Here is a 25475-nt window from a genome sequence, read left to right as displayed (position 1 = left end):
CTTCTGAGCCGCTGCAACTGTCAAGAGATCTCGAGCTCGTTGTCGATGAAGGCGAACATCTCGTCGTCGCTGGCGGACTCGAGCTGGTCCGCGACGTCCGACTCGCCCGTGCCGTTCAGGCCCGACAGGAGCTCTTTGAGGCGCGCGGTGAGCCTGGCGCGCACCGTGCTGTCCTCGGCGAGTGTGGTCAGTGAATCCTGGATCTGGTCCAGCTCCGCGAAGATCCGCAGGATGCCGGCCTCCTCGTTCTCCGCCCCGGCTTCGCCGAAGTACCCCATGAGGTGGTCGGTCAGGGCCACCGGCGTGGGGTAGTCGAAGACGAGGGTGGCGGGCAGCCGCAGGCCCGTGGCCCTGCCGAGCTGGTTGCGGAACTCGACCGCGGTCAGGGAGTCGAACCCGAGGTCCTGGAACGGGCGCTGCGGGTCGATGGCGGATCCGTCGGAGAACCCGAGGACGGCCGCCACCTGGCCGCGGACGGTGTCCGACAGCGCCGACCGGCGCTCGGCCGGTTCCATCGCGGACAGCCGCTCGGCGAGCCCGTCGGTGGTTCCCGCCCGCCGCATGGAGGTCCGCGCGCTGGCGCGGGCCTGGACGAATCGGGCCGGGATGAGCAGTGACCGGCCGGACGCGACCGCGGTGTCGAACAGCTCCAGCCCGTCGGCCGCGGACAGCGGCGCCACGCCCATGCGCGCCAGGCGCCGCAGGTCGGCCTCGGTCAGCTCGCCGGACATGCCGCCCTGCTCCCACAGCCCCCAGGCCAGGGACGTGCCCGCCAGCCCTTCGGCGGCCCGCAGCTGGGCCAGCGCGTCGAGGAACGCGTTCGCCGCGGCGTAGTTGCCCTGGCCCGCTCCTCCCAGCACCCCCGACATCGAGGAGAACAGCACGAACGCCCGCAGGTCGAGCCCTCGCGTCAGCTCGTGCAGGTGCCAGGCGGCATCGGCCTTGGGCCGCAGGACCGTGTCAAGGCGCTCGGACGTCAGGGACGTGATCACCCCGTCGTCCAGCACGCCGGCCGTGTGCACGACACCGGTGAGCGAGTCCGCCACCCAGGCGACCGTCGCCGCCAGCGACTCACGGTCGGCCACGTCGCAGGCCGCCACCTCCACCTCCGCACCCAGCTCCGAGAGCTCGGCCACCAGCTCGGCCGCGCCCGGCGCCCCCAGGCCACGACGGCTGACCAGCACCAACCGCCTGACCTCGTGCTCGGTGACGAGGTGCCGGGCCACCAGCGCACCCAGCCCGCCCGTGCCACCGGTGACCAGCACCGTGCCCTCCGGCCCGAACACCGGACCCTGATCCTCCAGATCCGTGGCCCGGCCCAGCCGCGGCACCCACAGCTCGCCCGCCCGCACCGCGAGCTGCGACTCGCCCGACGCCAGCGCCCGGCCGATCACGTCCTCGGACGTGTCCCCGTCCAGGTCCAGCAGCACGAACCTGCCGGGCTGCTCGGCCTGCGCGGCCCGCACGAGGCCGCCGACCGCCGCCTGGGCGAGGTCCGGGCTCTCACCGGTGGTGGGTGCGAGGGCGCCGCGCGTGAGGATGACGAGCCGGGACGACGCGAGGTGCTCCTCCGCCAGCCAGCTCTGCAGCAGTTCGAGGACGCCGTGCGTCGCCGCGTGATGGTCCTGCCCGGTGGAGGGGCCGGTCAGGACCGCCTCCGGGAGATCGGCCGGGTCGTGCAGCGAGACCAGAGTGGCCAGGTCCGGATAGGTGACGCGGCCGGTGCCGAGGTCGTCGGCACCGAGCAGCGCCCAGCGCGGCGTCTCGGACGCGGGCGCGTCGGGGAGCCGGGTCCACTCGATCTGGTGCAGGGCGCCCTGGTTCCCGCCGCCTTGCCGGCCGCCGGCCATCGGGCGCAGGGTGAGGGTCTCGACGGCGGCGACCGGCGCGCCGAGCTCGTCGGCGATGCTCAGCGTGATGGCCGCGCCGCCGACGTTGGCGATCTTGACGCGCAGGCTGGTCGCTCCCGCCGCGAGCAGGGACACGCCCGACCATGCGAACGGCAGGTACGGCCGCCCCGGCTCGGGCCGCGGCAGCAGACCACCCAGGGCGGTGGCGTGCAGCGCGGCGTCCAGCAGGGCGGGGTGCAGCACGAACCGGCCGGCGTCCGCGTGCGCCTCCTCTGGCAGGACGATCTCGGCGAACACCTCGCCGCCCCGCTCCCAGGCGCTTGTCAGCCCCTGGAACGTCGGCCCGTAGTCCAGTCCGATCGCGAGCATGTCGTCGTAGAGGTCCTGGACCGGGACCGGCTCCGCGCCCGCGGGCGGCCACTGCCGCAGGTCGATGTCCGGCTCGGGCACGGTCGCGGTGAGCGTGGCCTCGGCGTGCTGGGTCCACTCGGTCGCGTCCTGCGTACGGGAGTGGATCGCCAGCGACCTGCGGCCCGGCTCCTCGGTGGCGGTGGACACCAGCTGGAGCTGGACGCCGCCGCCCTCGGGCAGGACCAGCGGGGCCTGCAGGGTGAGCTCCTGGAGGTGCGGGCAACCGCTCTCGTCCCCGGCCCGGACGGCCAGCTCGACGAGCGCGGTGCCCGGCACGATCACGCTGCCTCCCACGACGTGGTCGGCCAGCCAGGGGTGCGTGGCGACCGACAGCCGCCCGCTGAAGATCACCGTCTCGCCGCCGGCCACCTCGGTCGCGGCGCCGAGCAGCGGGTGCTCGACGGCGCCCAGGCCCGCGGTGGTGACGTCGCCGGTGTCGGGGCCGGGCATGAGCCAGTAGCGCTCGTGCTGGAAGGCGTACGTGGGCAGGTCCACCCGGGACGGGCGGGCCGGCGCGAAGAACGCTTCCCAGTCGACGGCGACGCCGTTCGCGTGCATCCGGCCCAGGGCCTCGACGAACGTACGGGTCTCGTCGCGGTCCTTGCGCGCGGCCGGTACGAAGGCGCCGTCCTCCAGGCTCTGCTGGGCCAGCGCGGTCAGAGTGGTGTCCGGACCGACCTCCACCCACACCTTCGCCCCGGCGGCACGAGCGGCAGCGACCCCGTCGGCGAACCGCACGGCCTGGCGCACGTGCTCCACCCAGTAGCTCGGGGTGGTCAGCTGGCCCGGCTCGGCCAGTTGGCCGGTGAGGTTGGAGACGATCGCGAGAGTGGGTTCGTGGTAGGTCAGACCGGTGATGGCCTGCTCGAAGTCGGCGAGCATCGGCTCCATCAGCGGCGAGTGGAAGGCGTGCGAGACCCGCAACCTGCGTGTCCGGACGCTGACCCGCTCCTCGATCTCCGCGATTGCCTCGGCGTCGCCGGAGATCACCACCGCTGCCGGGCCGTTGACCGCCGCGATCCCGACCTGGCCCTCCAGCAGCGGCAGAACCTCCGCCTCCGGTGCGGCGATCGCGAGCATCGCACCGCCGGTCGGCAGGGCCTGCATCAGCCGCGCCCGGGCCGCCACCAGCGCGCATGCATCGGCCAGCGAGAACACTCCGGCCACGTGCGCGGCGGCGATCTCGCCGATCGAGTGACCGACCAGCACATCCGCGCGGACGCCGAGGGACTCCAGCAGCCGGTACAGCGCGACCTCGAAGGCGAACAGTGCCGGCTGGGTCATGCCGGTCTCGTTCAACACGCCATCGGGGTCGTCGAACATGACTTCACGGATCGGCAGGAGCTGGTTGATCTCTTCGAGGGTCTCGGCGAACACCGGGAACGCCTCGGCCAACTGCCGGCCCATGCCGACCCGCTGGCTGCCCTGACCGGCGAACAGCAGTGCCAGCTTGGCCCGCGAGCGCACCAGCCCCGTCTGGGTCCTCGGCTCGTCCGGGCTGCCGTCGGCTAGCGCCGCCAGTGCTTCGAGCAGTTCGGCGCGGTCCGCGCCGGTGATCACCGTCCGGTGCTCCAGCACCGACCGGCCCGCCGCCAGCGACCAGCCGACATCGGCCACGTCCAGCTCGGGCCGCGACTCGATCCAGGAGCGGAGCCGTCCGGCCTGCGCCGACAGCGCCTGCTCGCTGCGTCCCGACAGCACCCACGGAACCATGGGCAGCTCGCCGGCGGGCTCCGGCTCGGGCGCGACCGGGGACTCCTCCAGGACGACGTGGGCGTTCGTGCCGCTGATCCCGAAGGAGGAGATGCCGGCGCGGCGCGCGTGCCCGTTCCGCTGCCAGGGCTGCGCGTCGGTGAGCAGCCGGACCGCGCCGGCCGTCCAGTCCACGTGCGTGGACGGCTCGTCCGCGTGCAGGGTCTGCGGCAGCGTCTCGTTCCGCAGCGCCATCACCATCTTGATCACGCCCGCGACGCCCGCGGCGGCCTGGGAGTGGCCGATGTTCGACTTGATCGAGCCGAGCCACAGGGGCTGGTCCCGCTCCTGGCCGTAGGTCGCGATCAGCGCCTGGGCCTCGATCGGGTCGCCGAGCACCGTGCCCGTGCCGTGCGCCTCGACCGCGTCCACGTCCGCGGCCGACAGTCCGGCGTTGGCCAGGGCTTGGCGGATCACCCGCTGCTGGGAGGGGCCGTTCGGGGCGGTCAGGCCGTTGCTGGCACCGTCCTGGTTGACCGCGGATCCGCGGACGACCGCCAGCACCTGGTGGCCGTTGCGGCGCGCGTCCGACAGCCGCTCCACCAGCAGCATGCCCGCGCCCTCCGACAGCCCGACGCCGCCCTCCGCCTCGCCGAACGCCCTGCACCGGCCGTCCACGGAGAGGTTGCGCTGCCGGGCGAACTCGATGAACGTCCACGGGGTGGCCATCACGGTCACGCCGCCTGCCAGCGCCAGGTCGCAGTCCCCCGACCGCAGCGCCTGAACCGCCAGGTGCAGCGCGACCAGGGACGACGAGCACGCGGTGTCCACGGTCATCGCGGGGCCCTCGAAGCCGAAGGTGTACGACACCCGGCCGGAGGCGACGCTGCCCGAGTTGCCGGTGCCGATCAGGCCTTCCAGCTCTTCCGGCACCGAGGACAGCTGGGACGCGTAGTCGTGGTACATCACACCGGCGAACACACCCGTCCGGCTGCCCCGCAGCCCGTGGGGATCGATTCCGGCCCGTTCGAGCGCTTCCCACGAGGTTTCGAGCAGCAGCCGCTGCTGCGGGTCCATGGCCAGCGCCTCACGCGGCGAGATCCCGAAGAAGCCGGGGTCGAACTCGGCGGCGTCGTACAGGAAGCCGCCGTGCCGGGCGTACGAGGTGCCCCGGTTGCCGGGGTCAGGGTCGTAGAGCCTGTCCAGATCCCAGCCTCGGTCCGCCGGGAACTCGCCCACGGCGTCCCCGGCCTGCGCCACCAGCCGCCACAGATCCTCGGGCGAGGCGACCCCGCCGGGGTAGCGGCAGGCCATGCCGACGATCGCGATGGGCTCGTCATCCGCCGCCGAGGTCCGTGCCGTGACCGCGACCTCATGCGTGCCCAGCAGCTCGCCGGACAGGAACCTGACGAGCGCCGCCTGGGTGGGATAGTCGAAGACCAGCGTCGCCGGCAGCCGGATGCCCGTGACCTCGCTGAGCCGGTTGCGGAACTCCACCGCCATCAGCGAGTCGAAGCCCAGCTCCTGGAACGACATGCCCTCGTCGAGGGCCGACCGGTCGGCGAAGCCGAGCACCACGGCCAGCTGATCGCGTACGAGGTCTTCCAGCACGGACTGCTGTCCGGCCGGCGGCATGCTCGCCAGCTGCTGCTTCAGCGTGGCGGCGGCCTCCGACGCGGCCGTCACCACGCGCCTGGCGGGACCGGACACGAGCCCGCGCAGCAGCGGGGGCAGCATGTCCGCGTGGGCGCCGAGGACCTTGAGGTTCAGCTGGGCGGGGACCAGCGTGGCCCGGTCGGTGCCGAGCGCCGCGTCGAGCAGGGCCAGCCCGTCCTCGGCCGACAACGGGTCGACGCCGGAGCGTGCGAGCCGCCGCAGGGCGGCGTCGTCGAGCTCCGCGAGCCCGCCTTCCCTCCACAGGCCCCAGGCCAGCGAGATCGCGGGCAGCCCGTGTGCTCTGCGGTGCTCCGCCAGGGCGTCCAGGTACGCGTTCGCCGCCGCGTAGTTGCCCTGGCCCGCGCCTCCCATGACGCCTGCCAGGGAGGAGAACAGGATGAACGCGGACAGGTTCAGATCGCGGGTGAGCTCGTGCAGGTGCCAGGCGGCGTCGGCCTTGGGCCGCATGACCGTGTCGAGCCGTTCGGACGTGAGGGAGGTGATCACGCCGTCGTCCAGGACGCCGGCCGCGTGCACCACACCGGTCAGCGAGTCCGCCACCGAGGTCACCAACTCCGCCAGCGCCTCACGGTCGGCCACGTCGCAGGCGGCGACGCTCACCTCCGCGCCCAGCGCGGACAGCTCGGCCACCAGGTCCGCGGCCCCCGGAGCATCCGGCCCGCGCCTGCTGACCAGCACCAGACGCCCCACCTGGTACACCGTGACCAGGTGCCGGGCCACCAGCGCGCCCAGACCGCTCGTACCGCCGGTGACCAGCACCGTCGACTCCGGCCCGAACACCGGCGCCCGGCCTTCCGGCACCGCCGCCCGCGCCAGGCGCGGAACCCGCGCCTCACCGGCCCGCACGGCCACCTGGGCCTCGTCGCCGGCCAGTGCCCGGCCGATCACGTCCTCGGACGTGTCGTCGTCCAGGTCGAGCAGGACGAACCGGCCGGGCTGTTCGGCCTGCGCGGCCCGTACCAGGCCCCAGATCGCCGCCTGTGCCGGATCCGGCACGTCCGCCGGACCCGCCGCCACCGCGCCACGCGTGACGACGGCCAGCCGCGACGACGTGAACCGCTCGTCCGCCAGCCACTCCTGCAGCAGGTCCAGCGTCTCGTGCACACCGGCCGGAGCCGCCACCGGCACGCATTCCGGAACCGTCCCGATCTCGGCGAGCCCTGCCAGGATCTCTTGCGGGTCGCCCGTCGCGCTCAACTCCACCGGCACCCAGTCGACCTGGAACAGCTTGTTCCTGCTCCTGGCCGCCGGGGTGGTCTCCAGCGGGCCGGCGGAAACCGGACGTACCGCCAGCGAGGCGACCGTGGCCACGGGCAGGCCGCCCGTGTCCGTCAATGTCACGGAAACCGCGCCCTGTGCCCGCAAGGAGATCCGTACGCGAAGCTTCGTGGCGCCGGAGGCGTGCAGCGCCACGCCGCTCCAGGCGAACGGCAGGGACGGGCGGCCGGGCTCCGCGTCCGGCGCGAACCCGCCGAGCGCGGTGGCATGCAGCGCCACGTCGAACAGCGCCGGGTGCAGCCCGAACCGGGCGGCGTCGCGCGCCATCTCCTCCGGCAACGCCAGCTCGGCGAAGACCTCGTCGCCCTTGCGCCATGCGGCCCGGAGCCCGCGGAAGGCGGGGCCGTAGCCGAGGCCCATGGCGGCGAACTGGTCGTACAGGCCGTCCAGCGCCACCGCCTCTGCCCGTTCCGGCGGCCAGACGCTCTCGGGCTCCGGCGCCGTCACGCCGGCTCGCGTCAGAGTTCCGGCGGCGTGCTGGGTCCAGGGCTCGTCCTGCGCGCCGTGGAGGCGGGAGTAGATCCCCAGCCGCCGGCGGCCGTCCTCGTCCGGGGCGCTGACGGCGACCTGGAGCTGGACCGCGCCGCGCTCGGGCACGACGAGCGGGGCCTGCAGGGTGAGCTCTTCGAGCAGGTCGCAGCCGGCCTCGTCGCCGGCCCTGATGGCCAGCTCCACGAAGCCCGTGCCGGGGAGGAACACCTGCCCGTTGACGGCGTGGTCGGCCAGCCACGGGTGGGTGGCGATCGACACGCGGCCGGTGAGAACCACCGCTCCGCCGTCGGCGAGGCCCGTGACCGCGCCGAGCAGCGGGTGTCCCGTGGCCCACAGGCCGAGGCTCTCCGCGTCGCCGGCACCGGCCGACTCCAGCAGCCAGAAGCGCTGGTGCTGGAAGGCGTAGGTGGGCAGTTCGACCTGGTTCGGGCGGGCGGGCTCGTACACCCCGGCCCAGTCGATCTCCGCGCCGCGTACCCACAGCTCGGCGGCGCTGGTCCACAGCCTGCGCAGGCCGCCGTCGTCGCGGCGCAGCGTACCCACCACCACCGCCTCGGCGCCGGCCTCCTCGACCGCCTCGCGCATCCCGATCTGCACCACCGGATGCGCGCTGACCTCCACGAAGAACCGGAAGCCCGAACCCGCCAGCTCACTCACCGCCGGGGCGAACCACACCGTCTGCCGCAGGTTCTCGTACCAGTACGCGGCGTCCACCTCGGTGCCGGTCAGCCAGCGCTGCCGGACGGTCGAGTACCACGGCACGTCGCTCGTTTGCGGGATGACCGGGGCCAGCAGTCTCGCCAGTTCGTCCTCGATCGCCTCGACATGGGCCGAATGCGAGGCGTAGTCCACCTCGATCCGCCGCGCCCGCACCCCTCGGGCCTCGTAGCCGGCGATCAATTCGTCAATGGCGTCCGCATCGCCTGACACCACTGTCGAGGAAGGTCCGTTCACGGCCGCGATGGAGATCCGGTCGTCTGCGGTCACTTCTGCAGCCGGTAGCGGGATCGATGCCATGCCGCCCTGTCCGGCCAGTGCCACGATGGCCTGGCTCCGCAGCGCGACCACCCGGGCGCCGTCCTGAAGCGACAGCGCGCCAGCCACGACTGCGGCGGCGATCTCGCCTTGGGAGTGACCGACCACGGCGGATGGTGTCACTCCGAGCGAGCGCCACACCTCGGCCAGGGAAACCATCACGGCCCACAGCACCGGCTGCACCACATCGACCCGGTCCAGACCTTCCCCGCTGCGCAGCACCTCTGTGAGGGACCAGTCCACGAACTCCGACAGCGCCGCCTCGCACTCCGCCATCCGCGCCGCGAACACCGGCGAGTCGTCCAGCAACTCGACGCCCATGCCGAGCCACTGCGACCCCTGACCGGGGAAGACAAAGGCCGTCTTGCCACCCGGCCCGGCCACGCCCCGCACCGCGCCCTCGTCCAGCCTTTCCAGCCGGGCCAGCAGTTCCTCCTGGTCGGCGCCGATCACCACCGCGCGGTGGTCGAACGCCGAGCGGCCGAGCAGCGACCAGCCGACATCTGCCGGCCGGATCCCGGTCACCGCATCGGCCAACCGGCCCGCCTGGGCCCGCAACGCCTCCGCGCTACGGCCCGACAGCACCCACGGCACCACCGGCGGCTCGTCAACGGGCTCCGGCTCCACCGGGGCCTCGATCGGCGGCTCCTCCAGCACCACGTGCGCGTTCGTGCCGCTGACGCCGAAGGAGGAGACCGCTGCCCGGCGCGGGCGGTCCTGCCGGTCCCACGGCTGCCGCTCGTTCAGCAGTTCCAGCGCGCCCGCCGACCAGTCCACGTGCGGGCTGGGCTCGTCCGCGTGCAAGGTCCTGGGAAGCACGCCGTTGCGCATCGCCATGACCATCTTGATGACGCCCGCCGCGCCGGCGGCGGCCTGCGTGTGGCCGATGTTCGACTTGATCGAGCCGAGCCACACCGGCTGGTCCCGGTCCTGGCCATAGGTGGCGAGCAGCGCCTGGGCCTCGATCGGGTCCCCCAGCGGGGTCCCTGTGCCGTGCGCCTCGACCACGTCCACGTCGGTGGCCGACAGCCCGGCGTTGGCCAGGGCCTGGCGGATCACCCGCTGCTGGGAGGGACCGTTCGGCGCCGTCAGGCCGTTGCTGGCGCCGTCCTGGTTGACCGCCGTACCGCGAATGACCGCCAGCACCTGGTGGCCGTCGCGCTGCGCGTCCGACAGGCGCTCCACCAGCAGCACCCCGATGCCTTCGCTCCAGCCGGCGCCGTCCGCCTCGGCCGAGAACGCCTTGCAGCGGCCGTCGGTGGACAGGCCGCGCTGCCGGCAGAACTCGATGAACGTGCCCGGCGTCGCCATCACGGTCACGCCGCCGGCGAGGGCCAGGTCGCACTCGCCGGACCGCAGCGCCTGCACCGCCAGGTGCAGCGCCACCAGCGACGACGAGCAGGCCGTGTCCACGGTCACCGCGGGGCCCTCGAAACCGAAGGTGTACGACACCCGGCCGGAGGCGACGCTGCCCGAGTTGCCGGTGCCGATCAGCCCTTCCAGCTCTTCCGGCACCGAAGTGAGCTGGGAGGCGTAGTCGTGGTACATGACGCCGGAGAACACGCCGGTCCTGCTGCCGCGCAGCCCGTGCGGGTCCATTCCGGCCCGCTCCAGGGCCTCCCACGAGGTTTCGAGGAGCAGCCGCTGCTGCGGGTCCATCGCCAGCGCCTCGCGCGGCGAGATCCCGAAGAACCCGGGGTCGAACTCCCCCGCGTCGTACAAGAACCCGCCGTGGCGTACGTAGGAGGTGCCCCTGGTGTCGGGGTCGGGATCGTACAGTTTGTCCAGGTCCCAGCCGCGGTCGGTGGGGAACGCCCCGATCGCGTCCGTACCGGAGAGCACGAGCTCCCAAAGGCCCTCGGGAGACACCACGCCACCGGGATAGCGGCAGGCCATCCCCACGATCGCGATCGGCTCGTCGTCGATCACCGTCCGGGCCACGGCGACGGACGCCGCGGACGCGGCTCCCGTCAGCTCCGAGTCCAGGTAATCGGCGACCGCGGCGGCGGTCGGGTAGTCGAAGACGAGGGTGGCGGGCAGGCGCAGCCCGGAAACGGCGTTCAGCCGGTTACGGAGCTCCACCGCGGTCAGCGAGTCGAAGCCCAGCTCCTGGAAGGCGCGATCGGGCTGCACCGCGTCCCCTGAGGCGTGGCCCAGCACGGTCGCCACCTCCTGGCGTACCAGCTCCAGCAGCACCTGCCGGCGCTCCGCCGGCTCCAGACCGGCCAGCCGCCGCCCCAGCGCCGACGCGTCCGAGCGCGCCACCCGCCGGGCCGAGCCGCGTACCAGGCCGCGCAGCAGCGCCGGAAGGCCGTCGCCCCGCGAACGCAGCGCTTGCGCGTCGACCCGCAACGGCACCAGCACCGCCGCCTCCGCGGCCACGCCCGCGTCGAACGACGCCAGGCCCTCGTCCACCGACAGCGCCGGCAGACCCTGACGCCGCATCCGCTCCAGGTCGGCCTCGCTCAGCCAGGCGCTCAGCCCCGTCTCGGCGTCCCAGAGCCCGTACGCCAGGGACGTCGCCGGCAGCCCCAGCGAGCGACGGTGCACCGCCAGCGCGTCCAGGAACACGTTGGCCGACGCGTACGCCGCCTGCCCGGCCGCCAGCACCAACCCGCCGGCCGACGAGAACAGCACGAACGCCGACAGGTCCAGATCGCGGGTCAGTTCGTGCAGGTGCCAGGCTCCGTCGGCCTTCGCCCCCAGCACCCCGTCGATCCGCTCGGCCGACAGCGAACCCACCAGCCCGTTGTCGGCCACGCCCGCCGCGTGCACCACGCCGACCAGCGGATGCTGCTGAGGGACGGAGGCGATCGCCTCGGCCAGCGCGTCCCGGTCGGCGACATCACAGGCCGCCACCGACACCTCGGCCCCGAGCTCGCCCAGCTCGGCCACCAGATCTGCCGCGCCTGCAGCCGATGGCCCGCTGCGGCTGGCCAGAAGCAGGTGCCGCACTCCGTGGGTGACCACCAGGTGCCGGGCGACCAGCGCGCCGAGCCCGCCGGTGCCACCGGTTACCAGCACCGTGCCGTCCGGCCCGAACGCCGGTGACCCGCCTTCCGCGCTCGCGGCCCGCGCGAGCCGCGGCACCCACACCTCGCCCTCGCGCACAGCGGCCTCGGGCTCCCCGGAAGCGACCACCGCGCCCAGAGCGCGCCAGGACTCCTCGCTGCCGTCCACGTCCACCAGGACGAACCGGCCCGGGTTCTCGGCCTCGGCCGCCCGCACCAGCCCCCATACCGGGGCCACGCCGACGTCCACGGACTCGTCGGGCCGCACCGCCGCCGCGCCACGCGTGACGATGACCAGCCGCGACGACGCGAACCGCTCGTCCGCCAGCCACTCCCGCACCGATTCCAGGACGGGACGGATGGCCTGCCGTACGGCGGTGGGGACGTCCGTCGCGGGGTCGGTGGCCGGGCACTCCAGGAACGCCCACTCAGGCACCGCATCCCCCAGAGCCGCCAGGTCCGGGTATTCACCCACTTCGACGGGCGCTGCCGGAACCTCGGCCGGCTTCGTCCAGGTCACCTGGTAGAGGGGGTTCTGACCCGTTTGCAGCTGGCCGGTGGACAGCGGCCGGACGGTGAGCGCGTCGATGTCGGCCACCGGAGCGCCGGTGCCGTCCGCGATGGTCAGCGAGACGGAGGTGCTGCCGGCGGCGGTGTTCTTGGCGGCCTTCACGCGCAGGCCGGTCGCTCCGGTCGCGTGCAGCGACACTCCCGACCAGGCGAAGGGCAGGAAAGGCTGACCCGGCTCGGGCGTCGGCAGCAGATCGCCCAGTGCGCTGGCGTGCAGCGCGGCGTCCAGCAGGGCCGGATGCATCCCGAACCGCGCCGCCTCGGCGTGCGCCTGGTCCGGCAGCGTGATCTCGGCGAACACCTCGCCCGGCCGGGTCCACGCGCTCGTCAGGCCCTGGAAGAGCGGGCCGTACTCCAGGCCGATCCCCGCCAGGTTCTCGTACAGGTCCTCGACATCGACCGGCACCGCGTCCGCCGGCGGCCACTGCGCCACGTCGAAGCCCGGCTCCGCGGCCGTGGCCGCCAGGACGCCCTCGGCGTGCCGGACCCACTCGTCCCCGTCACCGGACCGGGAATGAATGCTCACCGACCGCTGGCCGGACTCCTCCGCCGCGCCGACCACCACCTGCAGCTGCACGCCGCCCTCGGCGGACACCACCAGCGGAGCCTGCAGGGTCAGCTCCTGCAGGCACGAGCAGCCCACCTCGTCACCGACGCGAACCGCCAGCTCCACCAGGCCCGCGCCGGGAAGCAGGACCGTGCCGTTGACCAGGTGATCGGCCAGCCAGGGCTGCGTGGCCAGCGACAACCGGCCGCTGAAGACCACCGACTCGCCGCCGGCCACCTCGGTCACCGCGCTCAGCAACGGATGATCGACGGCGCCCAGCCCTGCGGCGTCCACATCGCCGGTGCTCTGAGCGGCGGGCACCCAGTACCGCTCCCGCTGGAAGGCGTAGGTGGGCAGATCCGCCCGCTGCGCCCCCACGGGGGCGAAGAACGCCTCCCAATCGACGGTCAGACCACAGGCGTGCATCCGTCCCAGGGCTTCGACCAGGGTACGGACCTCGTCGCGGTCCTTGCGGGTGGCGGGGATGAACACGCCGTCGGAGATGCTCTGCTGGGCCAGCCCGGTCAGTACTCCATCCGGGCCGACTTCCAGGAAGTGGCTCGCCCCGGCGGCCGTCACTCCGTCGGCGAACCGCACGGCCTGGCGCACGTGCTCCACCCAATAGGTCGGGGTGGTCAGCTGGCCCGGCTCGGCCAACTGGCCGGTGAGGTTGGAAACGATCGCGACCGTCGGCTCGTGGTAGGTCAGACCGGAGATGGCCTCCTCGAAGGAAGCCAGCATTGGCTCCATCAGCGGCGAGTGGAAAGCATGGGAGACCCGCAGCCTGCGTGTCCGAGCGCTGACCCGCTCCTCGATCTCAGCGATCTTTTGGGCGTCTCCGGAGACCACCACCGCTGCCGGGCCGTTGACCGCCGCGATCCCGACCCGGCCCTCCAGCAGGGGCAGAACCTCTGCCTCGGGTGCGGCGATCGCGAGCATCGCACCGCCGGTCGGCAGGGCCTGCATCAACCGAGCCCGAGCCGCCACCAGCGCGCACGCATCGGCCAGCGAGAACACTCCGGCCACGTGCGCGGCGGCGATCTCGCCGATCGAGTGACCGACCAGCACATCAGCGCGGATACCGAAGGACTCCAGCAGCCGATACAGAGCCACCTCGAAGGCGAACAACGCCGGCTGCGTCATGCCCGTCTCGTTCAACACCCCATCGGGGTCGTTGAACATGACCTCGCGGATCGGCAGGAGCTGGTTGATCTCTTCCAGGGTCTCGGCGAACACCGGGAACGCCTCGGCGAGCTGTCGGCCCATCCCGACTCGCTGACTTCCTTGACCGGCGAACAACAACGCCAGCCGGCCACCAGAGCCACTCTCGGAAACCACGTCCGAGGCCAGCGCCCGCAACCCGGCCAACAGCTCGTCACGGTCGGCGCCCACCACGACCGCACGCTGCTCCAGCACCACCCGGTTCAACGCCAGCGCCGCGCCCGTACCGGCGATCGAGGTCTCCTCCGAGACCCACGACTCCAGACGCCGGGCCTGGGCCTGCAGCGCTTCGGTGGTCCTGGCCGAGATCAGCCACGGCACCATGGGCAGAACCGCGTCATCACTCGCGACCTCGGCATCAGCCTGCTCGATGATCACGTGGGCGTTCGTACCGCTGATCCCGAATGAGGAGACCGCCGCCCGGCGCGGCCGGTCCTGCCGCTCCCACGAGCGGGCCTCGGTCAGCAGCTCAACGGCACCGGCCGACCAGTCCACGTGCGGCGACGGCTCGTCCACGTGCAAGGTCTGAGGCATGAGGCCATGGCGCATGGCCATCACCATCTTGATGATCCCCGCCACACCGGCCGCGGCCTGCGTGTGACCGAAGTTCGACTTCAGCGAACCCAGCCACAACGGCCTGTCCCGCTCCTGGCCGTAGGTCGCGAGGAGCGCCTGGGCCTCGATCGGGTCACCGAGCTTGGTGCCCGTGCCGTGCGCCTCGACCACGTCCACGTCCCCGGCCGACAGACCGGCGTTCGCCAGCGCCTGCCGGATCACCCGCTGCTGCGAAGGACCGTTCGGAGCCGTGATCCCGTTGCTCGCACCGTCCTGGTTGATCGCCGAACCCTTGACGACCGCCAGCACCTGATGCCCGTTGCGGCGGGCGTCCGACAGCCGCTCCACCAGCAGCACGCCGGCGCCCTCGCCCCAACCGGTACCGTCCGCCGCGGCGGCGAAGGACTTGCACCGGCCGTCCGTGGCCAGGCCACGCTGGCGGGAGAACTCGATGAACGTGCCCGGCGTCGACATCACCGTCACACCACCGGCCAGCGCCAGATCGCACTCACCGGACCGCAGCGCCTGCGCCGCCAGGTGCAGCGCGACCAGGGACGACGAGCACGCCGTGTCCACGGTCACCGCCGGGCCCTCGAACCCGAACGTGTACGACACCCGCCCGGACACCAGGCTGCCGCCGCTGGTCGACGCGGGAGTGCCCAGCCCGTAGTCGTGATACATCACACCGGCGAACACACCGGTCCGGCTGCCGCGCAGCGCGACGGGACTGACACCGGCGCGCTCAAGCGCCTCCCACGAGGTCTCCAGCAGCAGCCGCTGCTGCGGATCCATGGTCAACGCCTCGCGCGGCGAGATCCCGAAGAACCCGGGGTCGAACTCGGCGGCCTCGTACAAGAACCCGCCGTGGCGTACGTAGGAGGTGCCCTTGCTCTCCGGGTCGGGGTCGTACACCCTGCCGAGGTCCCAGCCGCGGTCGGTGGGGAACTCCCCGATCGCGTCCGTGCCGGAGGAGACGAGCTCCCACAGACCTTCCGGAGACACCACGCCACCCGGGTAGCGGCAGGCCATCCCCACGATCGCGATCGGCTCGTCGTCGATCACCGTCCGGGCCACGGCGGCGGACGCCGCGGACGCGGCTCCCGACAGCTCCGAGTCCAGGTAATCGGCGACCGCGGCGGCGGTCGGGTAGTCGAAGATCAGCGTGGCCGGCAGGCGCAGCCCGATGACCGTGGTGAGCCGGTTGCGGAACTCGACCGCGGTGAGGGAGTCGAAGCCGAGATCCTGGAACGTCCGATCGGGCTGTACCGCGTCGGCCGAGGCGTGGCCCAGGACGGTCGCCACCTCTTGGCGCACCAGGTTCGACAGTGCCGACTGGCGTTCGGCCGGCTCCATCCCGGCCAGCCGGTCGGCGAGCCCGTTGACCGCGGCGGCCCGCCGCGGCTGGGTACGAGCGCTCCTGGCCTGCGCGAACCGCGCCGCGACCAGCACCGGCCGATCGGAGCACAGCGCGGCGTCGAAGAGCGTCAGCCCTTCTGCCTCCGACAGCGGCTTCAGCCCCACGCGCTCCATGCGACGCAGGTCGGCCTCGGTCAGCTCCTCGGTCATGCCACCCGTGTTCCACAGGCCCCAGGCCAGCGAGATCGCGGGCAGCCCCTGTGCCCTGCGGTGCTCCGCCAGGGCGTCCAGGTACGCGTTCGCCGCCGCGTAGTTCCCCTGGCCAGGGCCACCCAGCACCCCGGCGATCGAGGAGAACAGGACGAACGCCGACAGCTCCAGATCCCGGGTCAGCTCGTGCAGGTGCCAGGCGGCGTCGGCCTTGGGCCGCAGGACCGTGTCGAGCCGTTCGGACGTCAGGGAAGTGATCACTCCGTCGTCCAGGACGCCGGCCGCGTGCACGACCCCGGCCAGCGGACGCTGCATGGAGGCGATCAGCTCGGCAACGGCTTCACGGTCGCTCACGTCGCAGGCGGCCACACTCACCTCGGCGCCCAGCGCGGACAGCTCCGCCACCAGCTCTGCGGCCCCCGGAGCGTCCGCGCCCCGCCTGCTGACCAGCACCAGATGCCCCACCTGGTACGCGGTGACCAGATGCCGGGCCACCAAGGCGCCCAGACCGCTCGTACCGCCGGTGACCAGCACCGTCGACTCCGGCTCGAACACCGGCCTCAGGCCCTCGGGCACCGCCGCCCGCGCCAGGCGCGGCGCCCACACCTCACCGGCCCGGACCGCCACCTGGGCCTCACCGCAGGCCAGCGCCCGGCCGATCATGTCCTCAGGTGTGTCGTCATCCAGGTCGAGCAGCACGAACCGGCCCGGCTGCTCGCCTTGCGCGGCCCGTACCAGACCCCACACCGCCGCCTGCGCCGGCTCCGGCACATCCTCCGGACCGGCCGCCACCGCGCCACGCGTGACGACGACCAGCCGCGACGACGTGAACCGCTCGTCGGCCAGCCACTCCTGCAGCAGGCCCAGCACCTCATGCACTGCTCCCCGTCCGGCCGGGGCCGCCACCAGCACGCACTGCGGAACCGTTCCGGCTTCGGCGAGTCCCTCAAGCAACGCCCATGTGGGCGCCTGAGCCGCGTGATCGGCCGGAACCGTGCTCCACTCGAGGTGGTGCAGCGACTCGAGGCTGTTCCTCTTGGCCGCGGCGAGCTGGTCAGCCGAGATCGGGCGTACGGCGAGCGACTCCACCGACAGGACCGGAGCCCCGGTGGGATCGGCGATGGTCAGGGCGATGGCGTTGTCGCGCAAGGGGGAGATCCGCACCCGTACGCTGGTCGCGCCGGCCGCGTGCAGATCCACTCCGGCCCAGGAGAACGGGAGGACCGTCGGCCCGTCCCCGGCGACCAGCTGCGCGTGCAGCGTGGCGTCCAGCAGAGCCGGGTGGATCCCGAAGCGTCCCGCGTCGGCGAACGCCTGCTCCGGCAGCGCGACCTCGGCGAATATCTCTTCGCCGCGCCGCCAGGCCGCCTGCAGCCCCTGGAAGACCGGCCCGTACTCGTAACCGCGGTCCAGCAGCATGTCGTAGGCGTCTGCCACATCGATCCCGACGGCATCGGACGGCGGCCACTGCTCCAGCCTGGACGCCGACACCGACACCGGCGGAGCCGTGGTCAGCGCGCCTTCGGCATGCCCCGTCCACGCGCCCGCGGCGTCGGTCTCGACACGGGAGTGGATCGAGACCGGCCTCGTCCCGGACTCGTCGCTCGCGCCCACCACGACCTGCAGCTGACAACTGGCATCCGCAGGCAGCAGCAGCGGCGCCTGAAGAGTGAGCTCCTGCAGGCGCGAGCAGCCCACTTCGTTCCCGGCGTGCAGCGCCAGCTCCAGGAACGCCGTGCCGGGGAGCAGGATCGTGTCGTTGACCATGTGATCGGCCAGCCAGGGCTGCGTGGCCACCGACAGCCGGCCGCTGAAGACCACGGACTCTCCGGCGGCCACTTCGGTCATGGCGCCCAGCAGCGGATGGTCCACGTCCGCCAGCCCGACGGAACTCATCTCGCGGGCCTCGACCTGCGCGTTGACCCAGTACCGCTCCCGCTGGAAGGCGTAGGTGGGCAGGTCTACGTGCCTGGCCGGGGTCAGCACCGCTGTCCAGTCCACGGCGATGCCGTGGGTGTGCAATCGGCCGAGCGCCTCCATCAGCGCGCGGACCTCGTCGCGGTCCTTGCGGGTGGCGGGGATGAACACCCCGTCGGAGATGCTCTGCTGGGCCAGCCCGGTCAGCACCCCGTCCGGGCCGACCTCCAGGAAGCAACCGGCCTCCGCAGCCGCAACCCCGTCGGCGAACCGCACGGCCTGGCGCACGTGCTCCACCCAATAGCTCGGAGTGGTCAGCTGGCCCGGCTCGGCCAGGCGGCCGGTGAGGTTGGAAACGATCGCGACCGTCGGCTCGTGGTAGGTCAGACCGGAGATGGCCTGCTCGAAGTCGGCGAGCATCGGCTCCATCAGCGGCGAGTGGAAGGCATGGGAGACCCGCAGCCTGCGTGTCCGAGCGCTGACCCGCTCCTCGATCTCAGCGATTGCTTGGGCGTCGCCGGAGATCACCACGGCTGCGGGGCCGTTGACCGCTGCGATCCCGACCTGGCCCTCCAACAGGGGCAGAACCTCTGCCTCGGGTGCCGCGATCGCGAGCATCGCACCGCCTGTCGGCAAGGCCTGCATCAACCGAGCCCGAGCCGCCACCAGCGCACACGCGTCGGCCAGCGAGAACACTCCGGCCACATGCGCGGCTGCGATCTCCCCGATCGAGTGACCGACCAGCACATCGGCGTGGATGCCGAAGGATTCCAGCAGCCGGTACAAGGCCACCTCGAAGGCGAACAACGCCGGCTGGGTCATCCCGGTCTCGTTCAACACCCCATCGGGGTCGTCGAACATGACCTCACGGATCGGCAGGAGCTGGTTGATCTCTTCGAGGGTCTCGGCGAAGACCGGGAACGCCTCGGCGAGCTGTCGGCCCATGCCGACCCGCTGGCTGCCTTGACCGGCGAACAGCAACGCCAGCCTGCCTCCAGCCGCCACCTCCGGGGAACCCTCGGCCAGCGCCCGCAACCCGGCCAGCAGCTCGTCACGGTCAGCGCCCACCACGACCGCACGCTGCTCCAGGACCGCCCGCTCCGTGGCCAACGACCAAGCGGCATCGGCCGTCTTCAGCTCCGGCCGCTCCTCCAGCCACGACGCCAGTCGAGACGCCTGGGCCTGAAGCGCCTGCGGATCCTTGGCCGAGACCACCCACGGCACCACCGGCGGCTCGTCAACAGGCTCCGGCTGCTCCTCTGCCCCCGGCCCCTGCTCGATGATCACATGCGCATTGGTGCCGCTGATCCCGAACGAGGAGACCGCCGCACGACGGGCGTGCCCGTTCTGCTCCCACGGCTGCGCCTCGGTCAGCAGCTCAACGGCACCGGCCGACCAGTCCACATGCGGCGACGGCTCATCCACGTGCAAGGTCCGGGGCATGAAGCCGTTCCGCATCGCCATGACCATCTTGATCACGCCGCCCACACCAGAGGCTGCCTGCGTGTGACCGAAGTTGGACTTCAGCGACCCCAGCCACAACGGCCGGTCCCGCTCCTGGCCGTAGGTCGCGATCAAAGCCTGCGCCTCGATCGGGTCACCCAGCGTCGTACCAGTCCCGTGCGCCTCGACCACATCCACATCAGCGGCCGACAACCCGGCGTTCGCCAGCGCCTGCCGGATCACCCGCTGCTGGGAAGGACCGTTCGGAGCCGTGATCCCGTTGCTCGCACCGTCCTGGTTGATCGCCGAGCCCTTGAGGACCGCCAGCACCTGGTGACCGTTGCGCTGAGCGTCCGACAGCCGCTCCACCAGCAGCACACCGACACCCTCACCCCAGCCCGTACCATCCGCCGAGGCCGAGAACGCCTTGCACCGCCCATCCGCCGCCAGCCCCCGCTGCCGCGAAAACTCGATAAACATCCCCGGCGTCGACATCACCGTCACACCACCGGCCAGCGCCAGATCACACTCCCCCGACCGCAACGCCTGCGCAGCCCAATGCAACGCCACCAACGACGACGAGCAAGCGGTGTCCACGGTCACCGCCGGACCCTCCAACCCCAACGTGTAAGAGACCCGACCCGACACCAGACTCCCGCCACTGGTGTTCGCCGGCGTCCCCAACCCGTAGTCGTGATACATCACCCCGGCGAACACACCCGTCCGACTCCCCCGCAACCCCGTCGGATCGATCCCCGCCCGCTCAACCGCCTCCCACGACGTTTCGAGGAGCAGCCGCTGCTGCGGATCCATCGCCAACGCCTCACGCGGCGAAATCCCGAAAAATCCCGAATCGAACTCCGCCGCGTCATACAAGAACCCGCCATGCCGCGCATACGACGTCCCACGGCTGTCCGGATCCGGGTCATACAACCTCTCCAGATCCCAACCCCGATCAACCGGGAACTCCCCAACCGCATCCCGACCCGAGAACACCAACTCCCACAAACCCTCCGGCGAGACCACGCCACCCGGATACCGGCACGCCATCCCCACAATCGCGATCGGCTCGTCCGTCGCCGTCGTGGTGGCCACCACGGCCTCCGACGACCGCCCACCGGCCAGCTCACCCGCCAGATACCCGGCCACCGCCTCAGCCGTCGGGAAATCGAACACCAACGTCGCCGGCAACCGCAGCCCGGTGGCGGCGATCAGCTGGTTGCGGAACTCCACGGCGGTCAGCGAGTCGAAGCCCAGCTCCTGGAAGGCGCGATCCGGCTGGACCGCGTCCATCGAAGCGTGTCCGAGCACCTTGGCGACCTCTTGCCGGACCAGCTCCAGCAGCGCCCGGTCCCGCTGGTCGGCCTCCATCCCTGCCAGCCGCCGTGCCAGCCCCGTTCCCGCCGCACGCGCCACCTGCCGCGCGGGACCGCGTACGAGCCCGCGCAACAGCGCCGGAAGCCCTTCACCGCGGTTCCGCAGGGCCGTCGCGTCCACCCGCAACGGCACCAGCACCGCCGCGTCACCCGCCGACCCGGCGTCGAACAGCGCCAGCCCCTCCTCCACCGACAGCGCCGGCAGGCCCTGGCGCCGCATGCGCTCGAAGTCGGCCTCGCTCAGCGCGCCGCCCATGCCCGCGTCGGTATCCCACAGGCCGAACGCCAGCGACGTCGCCACCAACCCCATCGACCGCCGGTACGACGCCAGGGCGTCCAGGAACACGTTCGCCGCCGCGTAATTGGCCTGCCCCGCCGCCAGCACCAGGCCACCGGCCGACGAGAACAGCACGAACGCCGACAGGTCCAGACCCGCCGTCAGATCATGCAGATGCCACGCCGCTGCCGCCTTGGCCCCCAGCACCCGCGCGAGCCGCTCCACCGACAGCGACCCCACCAGGCCGTTGTCACTCACCCCGGCCGCGTGCACCACCCCGGTCAACGAGTCCGCCACCGAAGCGACAACCCGGGCCAGCGCCTCCCGGTCGGCCACGTCGCAGGCCTCGACCGCGACCTCGGCTCCCAGCTCGGCCAGCTCCGCCACGAGGTCAGCGGCGCCGGGCGCCTCCAGGCCACGCCGGCTCACCAGCACCAGCCTGCGCACTCCATGCGCCGTCACCAGGTGCCGGGCCACCAGGGCACCCAGCCCGCCCGTGCCACCGGTCACCAGCACCGTGCCGTCCGGGCCGAACACCGGCTCGCCCGCCGACGCCTGCGCCTTCACCAGCCGGGGAACCCGCACCTGCCCGTCGCGAACGGCCGCCTCCGGCTCCCCCGAAGCGACCACCGAACCCAGGGCACGCCACGACTCCGCGCTGCCGTCCACGTCCACCAGCACAAACCGGCCCGGATTCTCCGCCTCGGCCGCCCGTACCAGGCCCCACACCGGGGCCGTACCGACGTCCAGGCCCTCGGCGGCCTGCACGGCCACCGCACCACGCGTCACCACGACCAGCCGCGACGACGTGAACCGCTCGTCGGCCAGCCACTCCTGGATCACGCCCAGGGCCTCGGCGGTGATCTCGTGGACGGCGTCGAGGACCTCGCCCTCCGGCGCGGACACCACGTACGTCACGGCCTCGGGCACGGCGGCATCCTCGGCGACGGCCGTCAGCTCGGGCAGCTCCTCGGCCCCGGCGGGGGCGAGCGAGAGCGGTGTCCAGTCCACGCGGAACAGCGCGTCGGCGTGGTCGCCGCGAGCGGCGATGAGCTGACCGGCCGAGACGGGCCGCACGGCCAGCGACTCGACCGACAGCACCGGCGCGCCGTCGGCGTCGGCGATGGTCAGGGCGATGGAGGTGTCCCGGATGCGGGAGATCCGCACCCGGACGCTGCTCGCGCCGGCCGCGTGCAGCCGCGCTCCGCCCCAGGAGAACGGCAGGACGGTCTGCCCGTCCCCGGCGATCAGCTGCGCGTGCATGGCGGCGTCCAGCAGAGCGGGGTGCAGTCCCGACCTGGCCGCGTCGGCGTGCGCCTGCTCGGGCAGCGCGACCTCGGCGAACACGTCGCGGTCTCGGGACCAGGCCGCCTGCAGGCCCTGGAAGACGGGCCCGTACTCGTATCCCATGTCCAGGAGGAGGTCGTAGGCGTCGGACACGTCGATCACGGCGGCGCCGGACGGCGGCCACTGCTCCAGCCCTTCGACGGGCGTGGACGCGGCAACGGCCAGCGTGCCGTCGGCGTGCAGCACCCAGGGGGCGTCGCCGTCGGCTCGGGAGTGGATCGAGACCGGCCTCACCCCGGCGCCGTCACCGCTGCCGACCAGCACCTGCAGCTGGCGCCCGCCGTCGGCGGGCAGCAGCAGCGGCGCCTGAAGAGTGAGCTCCTGTACGACCGGGCAACCGACCTCGTCCCCGGCCTGCAGTGCCAGCTCCAGGAACGCCGTGCCGGGCAGGAGAATCGTCCCGTTGACGGCGTGGTCGGCCAGCCACGGCTGCGCGGCCACGGAGAGCCGGCCGCTGAGGATCACGGACTCGCCGCCGGCGATCTCGGTCACCGCGCTCAGCAGCGGGTGATCGACTGCCGCGAGCCCGGCCCCGGCCATGTCCCCGGCGTCGGCCCGCGCCGACATCCAGTACCGCTGGTGCTGGAAGGCGTAGGTGGGCAGATCGACCTGCCTGGCCGGTGCCAGCACCGCGGTCCAGTCCACGGCGATGTTGTGGGTGTGCAGCCGGCCGAGCGCCTCGATCAGAGAGCGGACCTCGTCGCGGTCCTTGCGGCTGGCGGGGATGAACACACCGTCGGCGATGCTCTGCTGAGCCAGCCCGGTCAACACCCCGTCCGGGCCGACCTCCAGGAAGTGGCTCGCTCCTGAAGCCGTCACCCCGTCGGCGAACCGCACGGCCTGCCGCACGTGCTCAACCCAGTAACCAGGGGTGGTCAGCTGCCCCGGCTCAACAAGCCGGCCGGTCACGTTGGAAACGATCGCAAGAGTGGGCTCGTGGTAGGTCAACCCGGAGATGGCCTCCTCGAAGGAAGCCAACATCGGCTCCATCAGCGGCGAATGGAAAGCGTGCGAGACCCGCAACCTGCGCGTCCGAACACTCACCCGGCCCTCGATCTCCGCGATCGCCTCGGCATCTCCGGAGATCACCACCGCAGCCGGACCGTTGACCGCCGCGATCCCGACCCGGTCCCCGAGCAGCGGCAGAACCTCCGCCTCGGGTGCCGCGATCGCGAGCATCGCACCGCCTGTCGGCAGGGCCTGCATCAACCGAGCCCGAGCCGCCACCAGCGCACACGCATCCGCCAGCGAGAACACCCCCGCTACGTGCGCGGCGGCGATCTCCCCGATCGAATGCCCGACCAGCACACCCGCCCGGACCCCGAAGGACTCCAACAGCCGATACAGCGCCACCTCGAAGGCGAACAGCGCAGGCTGGGTCATCCCCGTCTCGTTCAACACCCCATCCAGGTCGTCGAACATCACCTCACGGACCGGCAGGAACTGGTCGATCTCCTCCAGCGCCTCGGCGAACACCGGGAACGCCTCGGCCAACTGCCGGCCCATCCCGACCCGCTGGCTCCCCTGGCCGGCGAACAGCAACGCCAGTTTTCCGCCAGAACCACTTCCGGAAACCCCATCCGAGGCCAGCGCCCGCAGCCCGGCCAGTAACTCGTCACGATCCGCACCGACCACGACCGCACGCTGCTCCAGCACGGTACGACCGGTCGCCAGCGTCCACGCGACCCCGGCGGCGTCCGGCTCCGGGTGTTCCTCCACCCATGACGCGAGCCGCTCGGCCTGCCCCGCCAGCGCCTCGGGCGTCTTCGCCGAGATCAGCCACGGCACCACCGGCAGCCCCGTGTCGTCACCGGCGACCGCGTCGGTCTCCTCACCCTGCTCGATGATCACATGCGCGTTGGTGCCGCTCACCCCGAACGACGAGACGGCGGCACGGCGCGGATGATCCTGAACGTCCCACGACCGGGCCTCGGTCAGCAGCTCAACGGCACCGGCCGACCAGTCCACATGTGGGGACGGCTGGTCCACGTGCAACGTCTGCGGCAGCACCCCGTGCCGCATCGCCATGACCATCTTGATCACGCCACCCACCCCGGCCGCAGCCTGGGAGTGACCGATGTTGGACTTCAGCGACCCCAGCCACAGCGGCCGTTCCCGCTCCTGGCCATACGTCGCGATCAAAGCCTGCGCCTCGATCGGGTCACCCAGGGTGGTCCCGGTCCCGTGCGCCTCGACCACGTCCACGTCTCCGGCCGCGAGCCCGGCGTTGGCCAGGGCCTGCCGGATCACCCGCTGCTGGGAAGGACCGTTCGGCGCGGTCAGGCCGTTACTGGCACCGTCCTGGTTGATCGCCGAGCCCTTGACGACCGCCAGCACCCGGTGGCCATTACGCCGCGCGTCAGACAGCCGCTCCACCAGCAGCATGCCGACACCCTCGGCCCAGCCGGTGCCGTCCGCCGAAGCCGAGAACGCCTTGCACCGCCCATCAGGGGACAACCCGCGCTGCCGCGAGAACTCCACGAACGTGCCCGGCGTCGCCATCACCGTGACACCGCCGGCCAGCGCCAGGTCGCACTCACCCGACCGCAGCGCCTGCACCGCCAGGTGCAGCGCCACCAGCGACGACGAGCACGCCGTGTCCACGGTCACCGCCGGGCCCTCGAACCCGAACGTGTACGACACCCGGCCCGAGGCGATGCTGCCCGAGTTGCCGGTCCCGACCAGGCCCTCCAACTCCTGGGGCACGGAGGACACCTGAGGGGCGTAGTCGTGGTACATCACCCCGGCGAACACGCCGGTACGGCTGCCGCGCAGCCCGGCCGGATCGACGCCCGCCCGCTCGATCGCCTCCCACGACGCCTCCAGCAGCAACCGCTGCTGCGGATCCATCGCCAACGCCTCACGCGGCGAGATCCCGAAGAACCCGGGGTCGAACTCCCCCGCGCTGTACAGGAAACCGCCGTGCCGCGAGTAAGACGTCCCACGGCTGTCCGGGTCCGGGTCGTACAGCTTGTCGAGGTCCCAGCCGCGATCGGCGGGGAACTCCCCGATCGCGTCCCCGCCCGTGGCCACCAGGTCCCACAGGTCCTCCGGTGACTGGACCTCGCCCGGGTAGCGGCAGGCCATTCCGACGATCGCGATCGGCTCGCGCGCCGCCTCGGCGAGAGAACGGTTCTGCGCACGCAGCCGTTCCGTCTCTTTCAATGAGGAACGCAGGGCCTCGATGAGCTTGGTGTCGTTCGCAGCCAT

The 25475-nt window shown here is 72.3% G+C and carries 1 protein-coding gene; it reads right to left on the bottom strand.

What is annotated here, in order from left to right; genetic code table 11:
* Positions 1-20: 20 nt before the first annotated feature.
* On the bottom strand, positions 21-25475 hold the full coding sequence (locus AB0J87_RS49760; RefSeq protein WP_363979366.1) for an SDR family NAD(P)-dependent oxidoreductase: 25455 nt from the start codon (positions 25473-25475) through the stop codon (positions 21-23).

It is taken from the genome of Nonomuraea sp. NPDC049625 (assembly GCF_040675285.1).
GTDB classification, from domain to species: Bacteria; Actinomycetota; Actinomycetes; order Streptosporangiales; family Streptosporangiaceae; genus Nonomuraea; species Nonomuraea angiospora_A.
Note: the sequence above shows the minus strand (reverse complement) of the source record. Positions and strands in the feature narration are given on the sequence as shown.

What these genes read in the sequence shown, in the direction of transcription:
- AB0J87_RS49760 (WP_363979366.1), bottom strand. Translation starts at nt 25,475, where the DNA reads ATGGCTGCGAACGACACCAAGCTCATCGAGGCCCTGCGTTCCTCATTG.